The sequence below is a fragment of the Microbacterium sp. F2 genome, assembly GCF_052274505.1.
Taxonomy (GTDB): domain Bacteria; phylum Actinomycetota; class Actinomycetes; order Actinomycetales; family Microbacteriaceae; genus Microbacterium.
In genome coordinates, this window is the sequence record NZ_JBNVBV010000003.1 from 94,326 (window position 1) to 110,633 (window position 16,308).

Annotated in this window: 15 protein-coding genes, 1 pseudogene and 1 riboswitch; of the genes and pseudogenes, 10 read left to right on the forward strand and 6 right to left on the reverse strand. The window is 67.6% G+C overall.

The genetic code is table 11. From position 1 onward, the window contains the following. Window positions 1-287 precede the first annotated feature (287 nt). Window positions 288-521, forward strand: a complete 234-nt coding sequence (locus ACQVDU_RS08180; RefSeq protein ID WP_300590740.1) for a hypothetical protein — start codon at window positions 288-290, stop codon at window positions 519-521. 915 nt (window positions 522-1,436) lie between these two features. On the opposite strand, the gene ACQVDU_RS08185 is transcribed toward ACQVDU_RS08180, so the two are convergent. After that, entirely contained in the window at window positions 1,437-2,708 is a 1,272-nt protein-coding gene (locus ACQVDU_RS08185; protein ID WP_443476822.1) for an IS110 family transposase, read from the reverse strand. Between the two features lie 343 nt (window positions 2,709-3,051). On the opposite strand from ACQVDU_RS08185, the pseudogene ACQVDU_RS08190 reads away from it, so the two are divergent. Both ACQVDU_RS08190 and ACQVDU_RS08195 read left to right on the forward strand, forming a co-directional pair. Then, window positions 3,052-3,428: pseudogene (locus ACQVDU_RS08190) on the forward strand (transposase); the annotation flags it as partial. A gap of 306 nt (window positions 3,429-3,734) precedes the next feature. Further along, window positions 3,735-4,124, forward strand: a complete 390-nt coding sequence (locus tag ACQVDU_RS08195; RefSeq protein WP_443476823.1) for a hypothetical protein — start codon at window positions 3,735-3,737, stop codon at window positions 4,122-4,124. On the opposite strand, the gene ACQVDU_RS08200 is transcribed toward ACQVDU_RS08195, so the two are convergent. Both ACQVDU_RS08200 and ACQVDU_RS08205 read right to left on the reverse strand, forming a co-directional pair. Continuing rightward, window positions 4,117-4,935 carry an ABC transporter permease gene (locus ACQVDU_RS08200; protein WP_443476824.1) on the reverse strand — a complete coding sequence of 273 codons (819 nt, stop codon included), beginning with the start codon at window positions 4,933-4,935 and terminating at the stop codon, window positions 4,117-4,119. The two genes, ACQVDU_RS08195 and ACQVDU_RS08200, sit on opposite strands and share 8 nt — an antisense overlap. Further along, window positions 4,932-6,011, reverse strand: a complete 1,080-nt coding sequence (locus tag ACQVDU_RS08205; RefSeq protein ID WP_443476825.1) for an ABC transporter ATP-binding protein — start codon at window positions 6,009-6,011, stop codon at window positions 4,932-4,934. Before ACQVDU_RS08205 ends, ACQVDU_RS08200 begins: the two co-directional genes overlap by 4 nt. A gap of 126 nt (window positions 6,012-6,137) precedes the next feature. On the opposite strand from ACQVDU_RS08205, the gene ACQVDU_RS08210 reads away from it, so the two are divergent. After that, window positions 6,138-7,187 carry an enoyl-CoA hydratase/isomerase family protein gene (locus ACQVDU_RS08210; RefSeq protein ID WP_443476826.1) on the forward strand — a complete coding sequence of 350 codons (1,050 nt, stop codon included), beginning with the start codon at window positions 6,138-6,140 and terminating at the stop codon, window positions 7,185-7,187. 25 nt (window positions 7,188-7,212) lie between these two features. On the opposite strand, the gene ACQVDU_RS08215 is transcribed toward ACQVDU_RS08210, so the two are convergent. Beyond that, window positions 7,213-8,643, reverse strand: coding sequence for a D-alanyl-D-alanine carboxypeptidase family protein (locus ACQVDU_RS08215; protein ID WP_341578743.1), 1,431 nt, complete (start codon window positions 8,641-8,643; stop codon window positions 7,213-7,215). A 38-nt stretch (window positions 8,644-8,681) separates the two neighbouring features. Next, window positions 8,682-8,792, forward strand: a riboswitch (TPP riboswitch). Between ACQVDU_RS08215 and ACQVDU_RS08220 the strand changes: the two genes are divergently transcribed. The 4 genes from ACQVDU_RS08220 to ACQVDU_RS08235 all read left to right on the forward strand — a co-directional run bounded on the left by ACQVDU_RS08220 (window position 8,784) and on the right by ACQVDU_RS08235 (window position 12,480). After that, a complete protein-coding gene (locus tag ACQVDU_RS08220; RefSeq protein WP_443476827.1) occupies window positions 8,784-9,404 on the forward strand; it encodes an ECF transporter S component in 621 nt (206 codons plus the stop codon). Its footprint overlaps the riboswitch before it by 9 nt. Beyond that, window positions 9,364-10,881 (forward strand): ABC transporter ATP-binding protein, encoded by a 1,518-nt coding sequence (locus ACQVDU_RS08225; protein ID WP_443476828.1) that lies wholly within the window; start codon window positions 9,364-9,366, stop codon window positions 10,879-10,881. The genes ACQVDU_RS08220 and ACQVDU_RS08225 overlap by 41 nt, the downstream gene beginning before the upstream one ends. Continuing rightward, a complete protein-coding gene (locus ACQVDU_RS08230) occupies window positions 10,878-11,663 on the forward strand; it encodes an energy-coupling factor transporter transmembrane component T family protein (RefSeq protein WP_443476829.1) in 786 nt (261 codons plus the stop codon). Before ACQVDU_RS08225 ends, ACQVDU_RS08230 begins: the two co-directional genes overlap by 4 nt. 52 nt (window positions 11,664-11,715) lie before the next feature. Beyond that, a complete protein-coding gene (locus tag ACQVDU_RS08235; RefSeq protein ID WP_443476830.1) occupies window positions 11,716-12,480 on the forward strand; it encodes an SDR family NAD(P)-dependent oxidoreductase in 765 nt (254 codons plus the stop codon). A gap of 21 nt (window positions 12,481-12,501) precedes the next feature. On the opposite strand, the gene ACQVDU_RS08240 is transcribed toward ACQVDU_RS08235, so the two are convergent. Continuing rightward, complete coding sequence (locus ACQVDU_RS08240) at window positions 12,502-13,938, reverse strand: LssY C-terminal domain-containing protein (protein WP_443476831.1); 1,437 nt, start codon at window positions 13,936-13,938, stop codon at window positions 12,502-12,504. 182 nt (window positions 13,939-14,120) lie between these two features. On the opposite strand from ACQVDU_RS08240, the gene ACQVDU_RS08245 reads away from it, so the two are divergent. Beyond that, complete coding sequence (locus ACQVDU_RS08245; RefSeq protein WP_443476832.1) at window positions 14,121-14,936, forward strand: enoyl-CoA hydratase/isomerase family protein; 816 nt, start codon at window positions 14,121-14,123, stop codon at window positions 14,934-14,936. Next, window positions 14,933-15,772, forward strand: coding sequence for an SDR family oxidoreductase (locus ACQVDU_RS08250; RefSeq protein ID WP_363493955.1), 840 nt, complete (start codon window positions 14,933-14,935; stop codon window positions 15,770-15,772). The genes ACQVDU_RS08245 and ACQVDU_RS08250 overlap by 4 nt, the downstream gene beginning before the upstream one ends. 26 nt (window positions 15,773-15,798) lie before the next feature. Here the strand turns inward: ACQVDU_RS08250 and ACQVDU_RS08255 are convergent, their stop codons facing one another. Then, complete coding sequence (locus tag ACQVDU_RS08255) at window positions 15,799-16,275, reverse strand: GNAT family N-acetyltransferase (RefSeq protein WP_443476833.1); 477 nt, start codon at window positions 16,273-16,275, stop codon at window positions 15,799-15,801. Window positions 16,276-16,308: the final 33 nt, after the last annotated feature.

Genomic DNA, 16,308 nt, shown 5'->3' on the forward strand with positions numbered 1-16,308 from the left:
TCGGGTGAATCCTGCTCATTACTGAGCAGCCTCTTGCGTAGTCGGGCGTTGGTGGTGACGGACAGCACAGCGTGTTGTGGTGGTCGGCAATCCGGTTGTGCAGGAATCGCGGCGCGTTGAGATCGTTCCGAATACCCCGTAGTCATGCGGGGCCTGGGGTTCTCCAGGAGGGTAAGTGTCGAACCTGTCGTGTGCCGTTTGCGTCCTGTCGGCGGGCTACAGTTCCGGTTTGTTCATCGGGAGGCATCGCTCTTTCCTAAAGAGGAGCCAGTCGGGAAGATGGTTCCATGGACATAAGCCGAGTCGACCCGCGTGACGCAGCGTACGAGATGGAAGATCCGGTCTATCGCGTCTACTTCAGTGAGCTCGGTGCCACTGATGAGTGGCAACTTGAGGGTGCATCGTCGGTAATCGAGGTCATCGACTGGGCGCGGGCCGATGGACGAGAGTTCACGGCTTACGTGGAGACCGGCTGGCCATCTGGGATGGGATTGTTGCGTGTCTTCAGCTGGGCGGGGTAGCGCAGACGCACCCCGCCCAGCCTCGGTTTAGGGCACCCAGAGGAAGCTCGAGGCTGCGCTCGGGGGCGCAGCCAGCGGCAGGAGGGGCGGCGCAGTGTTCGCCGAAGCTGAAGCTCTGAAGTAGGCGGCCCGAGAAATATGCGTACCGCTGTTCAGTGCCGGGACATACCAGGTTGTCGTCGGTCCCCAATTGACGGTACTGGTGACTTGCACGTACTGCGTGTACAAGGACTGCGCTACGATCCCCATGGTGGCAACGTCGTTGTAGGCGGTCTTTCCAAGGTACATCTGCACCTGCACTGGAATCGTGCCGGATGGACCCTTACACCGAACGCGTGACTTAGCGATGACACTGGCCGAGCCGTTCGACCAATGCGGGTTGTCGACCGTCAACAGGCACGTATAGCTTGAAGCAGCGGCCGCCGCCACGCCCCCTTCAGACCTGGACGTGGAGGTCGCCGGGACGGCGAAGACTACCTCCGAGGTGGATGATCCAGGGCTCATCAGCGCTGTTTCAGCCGGGGCTTCCGGTCCGGGCGGGACTTGTTCTGCACCTGCCGGTGATGCGATGGCGACAGTGAGAAGCGCCGCAGCAAAACCAGCGGCAATCAGTGATACTCGACGTCGACCAATTCTTCGTTCCATATCAATCTCCTTTCTGAGACAGCAGTCACGCTAGTGACTCGCTGTAGTGCTGTCTGTAGGTAGAAAGGGGGACAAGGGATTCGGGGCGGCGGGAGACCTGGAAAACGGCACCGGGGTCGAGATCAACTCGCGCCACCACGGCAGCCCGGAGCACTACGAGGCTCTGGCCGGGACCCTCGTGGTAGAGGAGATGAGGGTTACAGGCAAGAACGTGTGGATGCGCTCGCTCCTCGTGAGTTGAGTCCCGCATAGTGGATGCTCCTATTGCTGTCAAGCGGCCAGTGGTGGGCCGATCTGTTCCAGGACGGCGGTCGCTCGGGCTTCGAGTTCAGGGTCGGCGCGGGTGCCGATCTCGAGTCGTCGGAGCCGCTGGTAGGGGACGTCGAGAGTGGCGGCGAGAACGCTGATCGGGATGCCGACCGCCTGTCGGCGTGCTCGGAGTTCGCGTCCGATGGGATTGTCGGTGGCGGGGTTGAGCAGGGCGGCGTAGATCTCGTTCGCGACGTGGCGTTTGAGGCAGCGCATGATGTCGCGGTCGGTGAGTTGCTCCGAACGACGCCTCTCGAAGTAGGCCATCGTGCGAGGCTCGCGGTGCCGCATGCGTAAGAGCACGATCCTGTGCAACGCGGCGTTCGCGTGGCGGTTACCGCCGCGGGAGAGCCGGTGCCGGGTGCGTTGCCCGGAGGAGGCGGGGATCGGGGCGACGCCGGCGAGAGCGGCGAAGCTCGCGCGGGTGCCGAGCCGCTCGGGGTTGTCGCCCGCGGCGACGAGGAGCGTCGCCGCGGTGACGGGACCGACGCCGCTCAGCGACAGCAGCGTCGGATTGACCTGTCGGACGAGCACCTCCAGCTGTTGTTCGATGAGGTCGATCTCGGCTTGCATGGTGAGGTGCCGGACCGCGAACCGTCGCAGTGTCTGCCGGGCGACGACCTCAGGATCGGGGGACATGATTGTCCCGGGACGGGTTTTGGCGAGCGTGTTCACCAGACGCTGCCCACTGAGCGCCCGGAACGCCTGTCGCACGAGCTCGGGGGCTGTGATCAGTAGCGCATGGATCTGGTTCATCACTTGCGCCCTGGCCTTGGCCGCTGAGCGGCGCTCTGCGAGGAGGATCCGCATCCACTCGACCGCGCCATCACCGGACTTCGGGATCGCGGTGTCCGTCCCCGCGAGGACAGCGACCGCTGCCTGGTGGGCGTCGAGCGGGTCGGACTTGCCGCGACGACGGCGGGCTTGCCGGTCCTGCCTTGCGACTTCGACGACGGTTAGCCCCGCCGCGGTCAGCGCGCGTGCGAGACCAGCCCCATACGACCCCGTTCCCTCCACCCCGACGCGGACGACATCGCCGTGGGCGTGGAGGAACGTGACGATCTGCGCGTATCCGCGACCGTCGGCGCGGAACTCTCGGTCCGCGACGGGTCTGCCGACGAGATCGAGGATCGCGACGTGATGCGTGTTCTTGTGCGTGTCGACCCCGGCAACCAGCTCGGCGTCTGGTGGTAGCAGGTTGGTGAGCGGCGGGTCGAGTGTCATGCTCGTCATTGACGGGATTCCCTTCCAACGGTGATGAACGTCACCGCGGGTCGGGTGAGTGCAGACAGCACAAAGGTGAGACGACTTCCCGGTCAGGCTCCTATCAAGTCATGTGCCCGCCCGGCCCGCAGCGGCCCCGGCGTCGACGGACAGATCCACAAAAAGACAGCCGCGAACGGCGTCCGTGTAAGTTCGGGTCACGCCGGCGCCGGAGCCGAATCCATCATCTCTGTGTAGCGCGTGGTGGCTGGCCGAGCTTGTCGCTATGACGTAGACGCGGTCACCGTGTGATCCTTCGAGGAAACTCTCACATCCCTCTCGAACGGAGTCATCACGATGATCGCACCTCTTATTGTCTTATTGTCGACCGTGCGACCGTGCGAGCGTGCTCGCTGAAGCCCTGACCGACGCATCGCCGGATCTGATGCGCTCGCTGCTGCAGACCATGATCGACGCGCTGCTGTCCGCCGACGTGGACGCCGTCGTCGGCGCCGAATGGGGCAAGCCCAGCGCCGACCGTGTCGCGCAACGCAACGGTTATCGGCACCGTGACCTGGACACCCGGGTCGGTACGATCGACGTCCAGATCCCGGAGTGGTTGCTCGCGCGCCGCAAGCGCGCCGCAAGCGCGCCGAAACGGCGATGATCACCGTCGTCGCGGACTGCTACCTCGCAGGCGTGAGCACGCGGGGGATGGACAAGCTCGTGAAGACGCTCGGGATCCACGCGCCTAAGCGCAGACCCGAAGGGTCGGACTCTGGAAAGAGCGATCGCACGGAGCGAGCGGTGGAGCCGACCTATGATCGGATGCCGACAAGGGACCAGGAATCAGTGGAGGCTCGCTGAGGAGCTCAAGCTCCCGGTTCGGCGCGCGGGACGCCGCAGTCGTTGTCGACGGTGCAGTTGACGCGGAGAGTGCACGTGCTGTCGATCGCGCCAGAGCGTCTGCCGTTGGAGGGAGGGTGCAGAGGGATCGTTGCGGGCTTGTAAGCAAACTCCCCGAAAGGGCGGGAACGGCGCTGGCAGACTAGCTTCATGGTGACGCTGCTGCTCGACTCCTCCCAGCTGGAGGTGACGTTGTCGGGGTCGGAACGTCTGCTTGCATTCCGTCGGCAGAATGTAGACATCCCGCGCAGCACGATCGCCAAAGTCCAACTCACCGACGACGTGTGGACGTGGCTTCGCGGGGTGCCGAGTCCCGGAACACATGTGCGCGGAGTCATCGCGATGGGCACGTGGAAGTCGGCGAGCAGCGAGGACTTCGTCGTGGTGCGAGGTCGACGTCCCGGTGTCGTGATCGACCTCGACGGGCACCCGGACTATCAGCGCATCGTTCTCACGACGCGCCATGGGCTAGCGCTCGTTCAAGCGCTGCGGCTCGACGTCGACGGCCCTGCCGAAGACGTCGCCGACCTCGTCAGCTGACGTCGCGGCGCCAGTTCAGCGCGTAGCCGAGCACGAGCAGCACCACGGCATAGGCAAGAAGGACTGCACCGCCTGCCCACCATTCGAGTCCGCTCGTGCTCGTGCCCGCGCCCGCCATCTGGAAGATGCTTGCCCCGACCAGGGCATCGCTCGCCGCGCCCGGCAGGTAGTTGGTGACGGTATCGAGTCCTGACACGAACGCCCCCGCCGCACGGGCGATGGGCTCGAGGAACTGGGTGAACACGAGCACACCGACAACGGCGGCCACTTGGTTGCGCACGAGCGCGCCGACGCCGATCCCGACGACCACCCAGATCGTCAGTGCCAGAACGACCCGGGCGATCAGCGCCCAGGTCGAGCCCACGCCGAGGTCGGTCTCGACCCCGAACGCTGCGAGGAGGCCAGCGGCCGGCCCGACGGATGACAGCGCGCCGACGATCCCGAAGCCCACGCCGACGACGATGCCCGCGACGATCTTCGCCCAGAGCACGGTTCCCCGGCGCGGTGTTGCGAGGAACGTCGCCGTGAGGGTCTTGTGCCGGAACTCCGAGGTGACCATGAGGGTTCCGAGGATGAGAGGGATCACGTATCCGACACTTGCCGCCAGTGAATACAACACCGGTGCGACTCCCTCGGTCGGAACCGGTGCGCCCTCGCCAGGGAGCATCCCGCTGCCGACGGCCCCGATCGCGAAGGCGAGCGCAGCTGCCGTGAACGCGATGTAAACAACGAGCACGAGGCCGAGCACCCACCACAGGGATGTCGAGAAGAACTTCGTGAACTCCGACCGGGTAACGGTGGCGACGGTCATCGGTTCGCCCCGTCCTCGTCGGCTCTCGCTCCTGTCGCGCCTTCGGGCTCGTCCGTCCCGTCAGCTACCGAGGCGATATCGGCGTCCGAGTCAGTCACGGTTTCTGCCTCCGGCTCTTCGTCAGCGTCGTCAGCGTCCGCGGGTGTCACACGTCGCGGATCATCCGTCAGCAGGAGAGGGGGCCTAGTCCCGTTGACGTACTCGAGGAAGATTTCCTCGAGAGCCGGCCCCCGGTCGGTTAGCGCCGAGAGGGCGACGCCGGCAGAGGCAGCGATCGCTCCCACATGAGCAGCGTCAAGGCCCTGCACCTGGATGCCGGTGCGCAGGTGCTCGAGCGGAGCCGCGGCATCCTCCAGTGCTGCGATAAGGGCGCCGCGGTCGGGTGCGTCGACGAGGGTGACAGGAACCTCCTGGTACGCGAGGTCCGCAAGCGACCCCTCGAACACGAGTCGGCCGCCGGAGATGATGAGCGCGGCATCCACCGTCTGCTGTACCTCGGCGAGGAGGTGAGACGACACCAGGATGGTGCGACCCTCGCCAGCCAGAGTCCGCAGGAACGACCGCATCCAGCGGATGCCTTCGGGATCGAGGCCGTTGGTCGGCTCGTCGAGCACGAGCACCCCCGGGTCACCGAGCAGCGCGAACGCCACCCCGAGCCGTTGGCGCATTCCGAGCGAGTAGCCCCCGACCTTGCGCCCCGCAGCGTGCGTGAGTCCGACGAGCTCCAGCACCTCATCGACGCGCGAGCGGGGGATGCCGGCAGCTTGCGCGTACACCGTGAGATGTGTCGCGCCCGTTCGGCCGGGATGGAAGCCGGTGGCTTCGAGGACCGCGCCGACAGTGTGCAGCGGATGGGTCAGCTCGTCGTAGCGGCGACCACCGATGGTCGCCGCGCCGGATGTGGGACGGATGAGGCCCAGCAGCATCCGCAGCGTCGTGGTCTTGCCGGCCCCATTGGGTCCGAGAAACGCCGTGATGCGTCCGGGCTGGATGCTGCACGTGAGATCGGCGACCGCCGAGATCGTCCCGAAGCGCTTGGTGAGCCCCGCGAACTCCAGAACCTGTCCGTCGGGCATGAAGAGCCCCTCCCTGGGTGTGGATTGCGCACCAGTTTGGCTGACGGAGCGCTCCTGGACGCGGCACCACGCCCGAGGCCGCCCGAAGACCCCCCTTTCGTGGTGGCCTGTCGCTAGCGTGGAGTCGTGGAGACGACGGCATCGACGGTTGGGATCGAGCAGCGCGGCGAGATCGGCATCCTGACCCTGCAACGCCCGCGCGCACTCAACGCCCTGGACCTCGGGATGGTCACGGCGCTCGCTGCGGCCCTCGATCGGTGGGAACGGGACGACAGTATTCGGGCCGTGGTGCTGCGCGGCGCCGGCGATCGCGGGTTCTGCGCCGGGGGCGATGTTCGTGGGATGTACGACACGCTCATCGGCGATCACCCCGAACAGGTGGAGGCCTTCTTCCGCGCCGAGTACGCCCTCAATGCCCGCATCGCGGAGTATCGGCGTCCGATCGTCGCGTTCGCCGACGGGATCACGATGGGCGGCGGCATTGGCCTTGCCGGCCACGCGTCGCACCGCCTCGTCACCGAGCGATCGATGCTCGCGATGCCCGAGACGCGGATCGGCTTCACGCCGGATGTCGGCGGGTCGTGGCTGCTGGGTCGCGCCCCCGGGCGGATCGGCGAGTACCTGGCGCTGACCGGAAACACCGTCGGACCTGCCGACGCCATCGAGGCGGGTCTCGCCGACCATCACGTGCCAAGCGAGCGGCTCGAGGCTCTGCTGTCGGACCTGGCTGCCGGAGCCGATGTCGACGGTGCGATCCAGGCGGTCGCGACAGAGCCGGCTCCGGGAACCCTGACCCGGGAGCGGGAGTGGATCGACGGCGCGTTCTCACAGCCAACTGTCGCCGAGATCATCTCGGCGCTGCAGGGGCTGCCTGAGGATGCCGCGCGCGAGACCGCCGCGCATCTGGAGTCGCTTCCCCCGACTGCGCTCGCGGTCACGCTCGAGGCTGTGAGGCGCGCGCGGAAGCTTCCGGACCTGCGGGCGGCTCTTGACCAGGAGTACGGGCTTGTGCTGTGGTTCGGGACGACGCAGCCGGATCTCGTGGAAGGGATTCGCGCGCAACTCGTCGACAAAGACCGCTCACCGCGCTGGGATCCTGCTCCCGGTGAGGAGCTTCCCGCCGACCTTCTCGATCAGGCTTTCTCGTTCCAGCCGCCGACGCCCCTCTGGAGCTGACTCAGCCCCAGAGGCATCCCGTCTGTCAGTCGATGAGTCCGAACAGCTGCAGCGGGTGGGTAAGGCGCCACCACGGGGACGGTTGCTCGATCTCAGCGGACACGGCAGCTTCGACGGTGGTCGAGTTCACGGGGCCCGTGAGGGTGAAGGTCCCCGCGGGAGATCCGGCTTCCCACTCGTCGACCGCGAGGGCGGATGACGAACTCGACGTCGCGCCATTCCACAGGATGACGGCGGCATCCGCTGTGGTGCGGATCTCCGGGTTCGATCCCCACGCGGTCTCCACGGTCCCGACGACCGTGCCTGCCGGGATGACGTAGGGGGTCGTGAGCTCAGCTTCGAGCTGAGCCAGCAACGCCCGGGCCGAGCTGTCGCGCAGTTCGTCGCTGGGTTGGGCGAGGACGGTGGCATACGCGCGGACCGTCTGGTCACCGACGGTGATGTTCTTCGCGGTGGCCAGGTCATCGACCTCGCGGCCGTTCACAAAGAGGGACCCGGTCTTGATACCGACGACGCCGGGATCTGCGAGCAGATCGTTCGTGTTCGTGACCACTCCGGCACCGGGAAGATCGACCGACGGAGTCGCCACGATCTCGGCGATCACGGGGTTCTCCAGCGCCTTTCGTCCGAGCGCGATGACCCCCGCGGGTGTGCCCACGTTGTCGGAGTCGATGCCGGTCGGCTCCACGACCGTGATGCCGCTGATGCCGTGGGTACGCAGCCAGTCCGCGGCGGCGCTCTCGAACACCTCGTCGGTAGGCCAGAACTGGTCGGCCAGTCGAGACGCATAGTTGTTCGCGGAACCGATCAGCAGTCCCTGCAGCATCTGGTACTCGCTGAGGGAGCCGCCTACGGGAACGTTCAGGGCCGACTCGCCGCGCCCGCGATAGTTCCAATACGTCGACCGATCACGCGAATTGAAGGCGTACTCCGGGCCGGTCTCACCGGGCGCGAGCGGCTGGCGGTCCAGCACCATGAGTGCGGTCACGAGTTTCGTGATGCTCGCCAGCGGTGCGTCATCCGTCGTTGAGACCAGCGTTGCGTCGGCAGCCGTCGACTCGAACCCGTCGACGGCCACCGCAGCCGATCCATCTGCCGGCCACGCCGGCGCGGCGGCGGATGCCGTGAGAGGGGAGACATCGACGGGCCGCGCAGTCGGCATGACCGCTGTCAGCGGCCAGAGCAAAGTGACCGCGGCGTACGCCGCGACGACAGCGAGAACGACAAGGGTCGGGCCCATGACGGTTCCGCGCAGCAGTGACCGACGCGGCATCCCGTCGAGGAGATCGCCGGTGTCCGAGCGTTCCGGCGCCCGCCGCGACACGGGGGCTCCCGTGGGGCTGGCCCATTGCAGGGCGGCGGTGTCGGCGCGCTCAACGGCGACGCCCGCGGCCGCACTCGACGCCGGGTCGGCGTCGGTCGGGTCGGGGGCGGTCGGCGCCTCCGTGTCAGTCATCCCGCCCAGATTATCCGTACCTGACGCGTATACTCGGCACCACGAACCACGGGAGTCCGGTGTGCCGGGCTGAGAGGAAGCGAATCCACGCTTCGACCGTCGAACCTGATCTGGGTCATGCCAGCGCAGGAAGGAGAACAATGTCTGTTGCGTCGTCCACCCCCACCACCGTCGCGAACCGGTTCCGGTGGCGGATCGTCGATATCGTCGTCGCCAGCGTGATCGGTGTCGCATCCGGTCTGATCTTCCTGGCCTGGAATGTCGGCTACGTCGGGCCGAGCACGCTCCTTGAGCCGCTGCTGCCGGGCATCCAGGGTCTGCTGGACGGGCCCTGGCTCTTCGCCGGAGTTCTGGGTGCTCTCGTCATCCGCAAGCCGGGTGCCGCCATCTACACCGAGCTGCTCGCTGCCGTCGTCTCGGCACTGGTCGGCAACCAGTGGGGCGGGTTCCTGACGCTCGAGGCCGGCTTTGTGCAGGGTCTCGGCGCCGAGATCATCTTCCTGATCTTCGCCTACCGCGTCTGGACACTGCCGGTGGCCATCCTCGCCGGCGCTGGCGCAGCCCTGGCCGGTGGAATCAACAATCTGATCCTCTGGTACGCGGGGGCAGACGTGACCTTCACGATCGTGTACCTCATCAGCACCGTCATCTCCGGCGCCGTGATCGCCGGCCTGCTTTCGTGGCTGCTGGTGCGCGCGCTCGCCGCCACCGGCGCCCTGGATGCCTTCCCCGCCGGGCGCGAGGTCCGGCAGCGCGTCTGACGTGACCGCACAGTCTGCCCTGACCCCTTCTGCTCCGCCCCATCCCGTCGCCGTCGGTATCGACGGGTGGGGCTGGCGGCATGGCAGCCGGCGGGCGTGGGCCCTGCGTGAGGTCGACCTGCGGATCGAGCCGGGGGAACGTGTACTGCTGCTCGGGGCGTCGGGGTCTGGCAAGTCGACCCTTGTCCGGGCGATCGCCGGGGTGCTCGGCGCGGACGAGGGAGAGAGCGAAGGCTCGATTCGCCTCGACGGCGCCCTCCCGAGCGCGGCGCGTGGCAGAGCCGGCCTCGTGTTACAGGACCCCGACTCGCAGGTCGTTCTCGCGCGCGTGGGCGACGAAGTGGCTTTCGGCTGCGAGAACCTCGGCGTCCCCCGCGAGCAGATCTGGCATCGCGTGCGCGAGGCCCTCGAGCTGGTGGGACTTGACGTTCCGCTCGATCGCTCGACGAGCGCCCTCTCGGGCGGGCAGAAGCAGCGGCTGGCGCTGGCAGCCATCGTCGCGATGCGGCCAGGGCTCATCATCCTGGACGAACCGACGGCCAATCTCGACCCCAACGGGGTCGTGCAGGTGCGGGATGCCGTGGCTCGCGTCGTCGAGCAGACGGGAGCAACCCTCCTTGTCGTCGAGCACCGCGTGGCGGCCTGGGAGGCGCTCGTCGATCGCGTCGTGGTCCTCGAGGCGGGCGTCGTCGCCGCCGATGGGTCGCCCGAGGCGGTGCTGCGTGATCGGGGCGACGAACTCGCCCGGTCCGGTGTGTGGGTCCCGGGGCATCGACCGGCGTGGCCGCCTCGGGCTACCCGCTCTCGGGGATCCGTCCTCGTATCGACGGATGACCTCGTGGTTGCGCGCGTGCCGGGGCGTCCGATCGCCGAGATCCCTCACCTGGAGGTGACGGAGGGGGTGGCGACGGCGATCACGGGGCCCAACGGCGCCGGAAAGTCCACACTCGGGCTGACCCTCGCCGGGCTGATCCCGCCCGCATCGGGGACGGTCATGCCCTCCCCGGCTCTTGCGGACGGTCAGCGGGGGCATCCTCACGAGTGGCCCTCGCGCGCCCTGCTGACGCGCCTCGGCATGGTGTTTCAGGACCCCGAGCATCAGTTGCTCGCGCGCACGGTTCGCGGCGAGCTCGAGGTCGGACCGCGCGCCCTGGGGCTTGCGGAGTCCGAGATCGCGGTGCGGGTCGATGAGTTGCTGCACCGGCTGCGGCTGGACCGCCTCGCCGAGGCGAATCCGTACACACTCTCGGGGGGCGAGAAGCGTCGACTCACGGTGGCCGCGGCCCTCGCGACTCGGCCTCGTGTGCTCGTTCTCGACGAACCCACGTTCGGCCAGGATGCCCGCACCTGGGCCGAGCTCGTCGCGCTCCTTGCGCGGGTGCGTGACGAGGGCTCGGCGGTCGTGACGATCACGCACGATCTCGAGGTCGCCGATGCCTTGGATGCCGACCGCTTCGTGCTGGGTGGGGCGTCGTGATCGACATCCAGACCGCCGCGCCCTCACGGGTGGCTCAGCTCAACCCGGTCGCGAAGCTCCTCGCGATCGTGGTGCTGACGATCCCGCTGGTGCTGACCCTGGATGCGGTGTCGGCGGGGGTCGCGCTCGCGACCGAACTCGCCCTGTTCCCCTTCGCTGGTCTCGGCTGGCGGCAGTTCTGGCGGCGCACGTGGATCGTGTGGCTGCTCGCGCCGTTGACCGGCGTGACGATAGCCCTGTACGGCCAAGCGAGCGGCCAGATCTACGCCGAGTGGTTCGTCGTGCGCATCAGCGAGGGGTCGCTCGCTCTGGCTCTTGCGACGATGCTTCGGGTACTCGCGATAGCACTGCCATCCGTTGTTCTCTTTGCCACCGTTGATCCGACCGACCTGGCCGATGGGCTCGCGCAGGTGCTCCGTCTTCCGGCCCGATTCGTCCTCGGCGGGCTCGCTGGGCTGCGCATGGTCGGCCTGTTCGTCGATGACTGGCGTGCGTTGGAACTCGCCCGCCGATCGCGCGGCGTCGCCGACCGCGGCCGCATCCGTCGCTTCCTCGGGATGGCCTTTGCCCTGCTCGTGCTCTCTATCCGCCGGGGTACGAAGCTCGCTGTGGCGATGGAAGCCCGCGGCTTCGGCGCACCCGGTCCGCGAACATGGGCGCGAGAGTCCCGGTTCGGGCTGGCCGAGTGGCTGCTGGTACTCCTCGGCGCGGCAATCGCCGCGGTCGCCGTCACCGCCGCCGTCCTGGCCGGCTCCTGGAACTTCATCCTCGGCCCGTCCTGAGCCGGCGGTCGCCTCGGTTGTAGCCTGGGGCGCGACATCGAAGGAGAGCCAGATGAAGGTCAATGGTGCGGCAGCTCTCGTCACCGGCGGAGCGAGCGGTCTGGGGTTGGCGACCGCCGAGCGGCTCGCTGCGGGCGGTGCGCTGGTGACGATTGTCGATCTACCCGGGTCGCCCGGCGCCGAGGTCGCTGAGAGGCTCGGTGGCACTTTCGCTCCGGCCGACGTCACGGATGCCGAAGCCGTGCATGCCGCGGTGACGGCTGCGGCGGCATCCGGTCCGCTGCGCGTCGTGGTCAACTGCGCCGGAATCGCACCCCCAGCCAAGGTGCTCGACCGTGACGGGGAGCCCTCGTCTATCGCCGCGTTCGAGCGGATCGTGCGCATCAACCTCGTCGGCACATACACCGTCGTCGCGCACGCTGCGGCAGCGATCGCGAGGACTGACCCGGATGCCGAGTCCGGCGACCGCGGCGTGATCATCAACACGGCCAGCGTCGCAGCCTTCGACGGGCAGATCGGGCAACCGGGGTATGCCGCCAGCAAAGGCGGCGTACACGCCATGACGCTGCCGATCGCGCGAGAATTCGCCCGTCACGCCATCCGTGTCGCAACGATCGCTCCCGGAATCATGGAGACACCGATGCTCGCGGGCCTCCCGCAGGCGGCGCAGGATTCCCTCGGTCAGCAGGTGCCGTACCCGGCGCGACTGGGCAGGCCGCAGGAGTACGCGGCGCTGGTTATGAGCATCGTTGAGAACGGCTACCTCAACGGCGAGACGATCCGCCTCGACGGAGCGATTCGGATGGCGCCCCGGTAACCGCGCCGTCAGCGTCGGGCCTCATCGGCGCCGTTCGCGACGTCGAGAGTAGGCGGCAGCGCTGCGGCTGGAGAGCGCAAGCAGAATCAGCACATCGAGACCGACCGTGAGGAGCGACGTTCGCAGGGTGATCTCCTGCTCCCGCAGGAACCAGGTCGTGAACGCCGTTGAGATCGAGACGACCGAGAAGATCATCACGATCGACCGAGCCCAGTTTCGTCCCCACCACAGCGAGAGCAGCACGCTCACCTGAACCGCCAGGCTCACGCCCATGATCGCGATCACGATCCAGAGGGCGAACTGTTCCTCCTCTGCCGTGAGTGCATCGCCCCCGACCGCAAGGTCGGCGCTACCCATGACGTCCGGCCACTCCAACCACAGGCCGACGATCAGAAGGATGCCGGCGAGCACCCGCAGCAGCAACAGCAGCGTTCCGGTCGTGATTGTGGCGGGTCGCCGCATGCTCGGGTCGCGGTGGAGCGGGGCGAACAGCGTCGTCGGGGGCTCGAACGCGGCGCGTTTGCGTGGCAGGTTCTGCGAAGAGGTCGTCGCCGCAGCAGCTACCGTCGGGACTTCTCGTGACCCGGATGCCGGCGGTGGGGCATCCGCCGTGTCGGCGGCACCTGCGTCGGCGGCGGCCCCGGCTACGGCCAGGGGGCGCAGATCCAGGATCGGCAGGTCGCCGTCGGTGCGGATCGAGTCGCCGCCGCCGTTACGAGCGTGATAGCTCGTCGAGAAGTCCTCGATGACCTCGACACGGATCGTCGGGTCCGCGGCGAGGAGCGAACTGACGATGTGGTCGCGTTCGACATCCGTGTCGGCGTCAATGCGGTGGGTGACCTGGAGCGTGAACAGCGACAAGCCAACGGAACTGTCGAAGGTGCCCGCCGCGAGCCACTCGACGCGGCGACCGCCGGGGAGCGGCCAGTCGTCAGGGCACCGCCAGAACCGCACGTGGTGACGCTGCGCGGGATTGCCGTCGACCTCTTGCTGGTAGGCGAAGTCCTGCATCCGGCCGAAGAGGAACAGCGGGCTCACGGGCGCCCGGTGGTAGCTGCGCCGGGTGAGCGTCGAGGTCACGATCCGAAGCGATGAGCGCAGCGTGACGGGGTCGGCGAGTGTCCAGCCCGCCCGCTCCATCGCGTCGTGGAGGGCAGCTTCCTCGCCCATGAACGCAAGGTTCACCGGATCGCCGAGCAACCCGTCGCTCGTGCGGGTGCGTCCGATGAAATAGCCGGGTACGTAGATCGTCGTGAGAATGCGGTGGATGCGTGGCAGGACGAGGTAGGCAAGCAGCGCCCAGAAAGCGATCGCGACGAGGATGCCCCACCACCCGACACGGAATGATTCGGTGAGGCTCAGGTATGCCAGCCAGAGGGCCGAGATGCCGGCGAACACGAAGAAGAACCAGTCGAGCGCGACTCCGATGGAGTAGCTGCGCCGCCGTTCTCCGCTCACGCCGCCACACTACCGCCGCCGGCCCTGCGGATCGCTGGTTCGTCGCTGGCAGGTATGAGTGGGACGCAGTGTCACAGATAGTGAAACGCCGGCTCGCGCGCGATGGTGGCGAGAGTAGAGTGGCGGGAGGTTTCAAAGGGGAACGCCGTGTGGCCGCACCCTCACCGCTGAAGGAGGCCGAGATGAGCGATTCCATCCTGGTCGAGGTCGCCGACGGCCTCGCCCACGTCACGCTGAACCGCCCCGCACGCCTGAATGCCGTCGACTTCGAGATGGGCCGTCGATGGCGAGATGTGGCTGTCGAGCTCACGGGAGATCCCACCGTGACGGCGATTCTGCTGGATGCCGCAGGCCCCGCGTTTTGCGCGGGCGGCGATGTCGTCGCGATGGCGGAGGCGGATCCCGGCGACGGAAGCGCCGGCGAGGCGGTCACCGCTATGGCGCGGATCATTCACGAGGGGATCCTCACCCTGGTGTGCTCGTCCACTCCCATCGTGGCTGCAGTTCAGGGAGCCGTCGCCGGCGGTGGTCTCGGGCTCATGCTCTGCGCCGACTACATCGTCGCCTCCGACGCTGCGCGTTTTGTGAGCAAGTACGCCAACATCGGACTCACCCCCGACCTCGGCGTCTCGACCCTGCTGCCCGCGGCGATCGGCCAGCGCCGCGCACTGACCCTGCTGCTGCAGGACCGCTCCCTCACCTCCGACGAAGCCCTCGAGTGGGGCCTCGTGAACGAAGTGGTCCCGGCTCACCGGGTGGCTGCGCGCGCTCGAGAGGTAACCGATTTCTGGCAGTCAGGCGCTGCAGCGGCCTTCGGTGAGGCCAAGCGGCTCGTGCGCTCCGGTGCGGGACGCGCGTTCGCTCAGAATCTCGAGGATGAGGCGCAGACGATCGGGGACCAGTTCGTCACTCACGAAGCCCGCACGCGAATCGCCGCGTTCGCTGCTGCCTCCCGCACCCCGAAGAACGACGCCGCCACACGGAAGGACCACGCGTGACCGAAAAGAAGCTTGCCGGAAAGACCGTTCTGCTCTCCGGCGGTAGTCGCGGGATCGGGCTTGCGATCGCACTGCGGTGCGCCGCTGACGGTGCGAACATCGCTCTTCTCGCGAAGACCGATACGCCGCATCCGAAGCTTGAGGGCACTGTTCACACGGCGGCAGAGGCGATCGAGGCGGCGGGTGGTCGAGCGCTCCCGATCGTCGGCGACGTCCGCAATGATGACGACGTCGCGGCGGCGGTGCTCAAGACTCAGGGTGAGTTCGGTGGGATCGACGTCGTCGTCAACAACGCGAGCGTCATCGATCTGTCGGGTTCGCTCGACCTCACTGCCAAGAAGTACGACCTCATGCAGGGTGTGAACGTGCGGGGCACGTTCATGCTGTCGCGCGCGGCTGTTCCGATCCTGCGCGAGGCCGAGAACCCGCACATCCTGTCGCTGTCGCCGCCCCTGAACCTCTCGCCGCGGTGGCTCGGCGGACACACGGGATACACGTTGGCGAAGTACGGGATGACGATGGCAACCCTCGGCATCGGCGCCGAGTTCGCGAAAGACGGCATCGCGGCGAACACGCTCTGGCCGCGCACCACGATCGCGACAGCAGCCGTACAGTTCGCGCTCGGCGGCGACCAGATGATGAAGGTGAGCCGGACGCCCGAGATCTACGCGGATGCCGCGTACGAGGTGATCACGAAGCCCTCGCGGGAGTACACCGGCCAGACACTGATCGTCGAGGACGTGCTTGAGGCGGCGGGTGTCACTGACTTCTCGCGATACGCGGCGGTGCCGGGTACGCCGGATGATCAGCTCTTCCCCGACATCTTCCTCGACTGACTCGCACGGTCGGCTGCGCTCCCCGCTCAGTCGAGCTGCTTGCGCAGGAACACCTGCTCGATGCCGTCATCGCCGGGCACGCGCTCGCTTTCGACATACCCTTCGCGCTCGTACAGGCGCAGATTCGCCTCCGACAGCGACCCGGTGAACAGCTCGGCTGCCGTCGCGCCGGCATCCTTTCCCCTCTGCTCGACGGCTGCGAGCAGTGCGGTCCCGATTCCCTCGCCCTGTTGATCGGGTGCGATGGCGAGCCGCCCGATGAGCAGCAGCTCGCCGGCGTGCTGCGCGCGGACGGCTCCGACGATCCGGGGCCCCCGCAGGGCGACGCAGCCGAGGTTCTCGACCAGTTCGGCGGTGATCTCCTCCAGCGTCTGGGTCAGCGGAGGCATGTGCGGGGTGCCGTAGATGAGCGCCTCCTGCACGAACGCGGCGCGCTGGAGTGTCAGGACCTCGCCGGCGTCGTCGGGAGTGATCGGGCGGATGTCGAGATCGTCGTGGGGCACGACCTCACGGTACTGGGCCGTCGCCTGCGCGGG

Bases quoted from the DNA above. Each gene is read 5' to 3' on its own strand.
- ACQVDU_RS08180 (WP_300590740.1), top strand. From the start codon at position 288: ATGGACATAAGCCGAGTCGACCCGCGTGACGCAGCGTACGAGATGGAA.
- ACQVDU_RS08185 (WP_443476822.1), bottom strand. From the start codon at position 2,708: ATGACGAGCATGACACTCGACCCGCCGCTCACCAACCTGCTACCACCA.
- ACQVDU_RS08195 (WP_443476823.1), top strand. From the start codon at position 3,735: ATGGTGACGCTGCTGCTCGACTCCTCCCAGCTGGAGGTGACGTTGTCG.
- ACQVDU_RS08200 (WP_443476824.1), bottom strand. From the start codon at position 4,935: ATGACCGTCGCCACCGTTACCCGGTCGGAGTTCACGAAGTTCTTCTCG.
- ACQVDU_RS08205 (WP_443476825.1), bottom strand. From the start codon at position 6,011: ATGCCCGACGGACAGGTTCTGGAGTTCGCGGGGCTCACCAAGCGCTTC.
- ACQVDU_RS08215 (WP_341578743.1), bottom strand. From the start codon at position 8,643: ATGACTGACACGGAGGCGCCGACCGCCCCCGACCCGACCGACGCCGAC.
- ACQVDU_RS08220 (WP_443476827.1), top strand. From the start codon at position 8,784: ATGTCTGTTGCGTCGTCCACCCCCACCACCGTCGCGAACCGGTTCCGG.
- ACQVDU_RS08225 (WP_443476828.1), top strand. From the start codon at position 9,364: ATGCCTTCCCCGCCGGGCGCGAGGTCCGGCAGCGCGTCTGACGTGACC.
- ACQVDU_RS08235 (WP_443476830.1), top strand. From the start codon at position 11,716: ATGAAGGTCAATGGTGCGGCAGCTCTCGTCACCGGCGGAGCGAGCGGT.
- ACQVDU_RS08245 (WP_443476832.1), top strand. From the start codon at position 14,121: ATGAGCGATTCCATCCTGGTCGAGGTCGCCGACGGCCTCGCCCACGTC.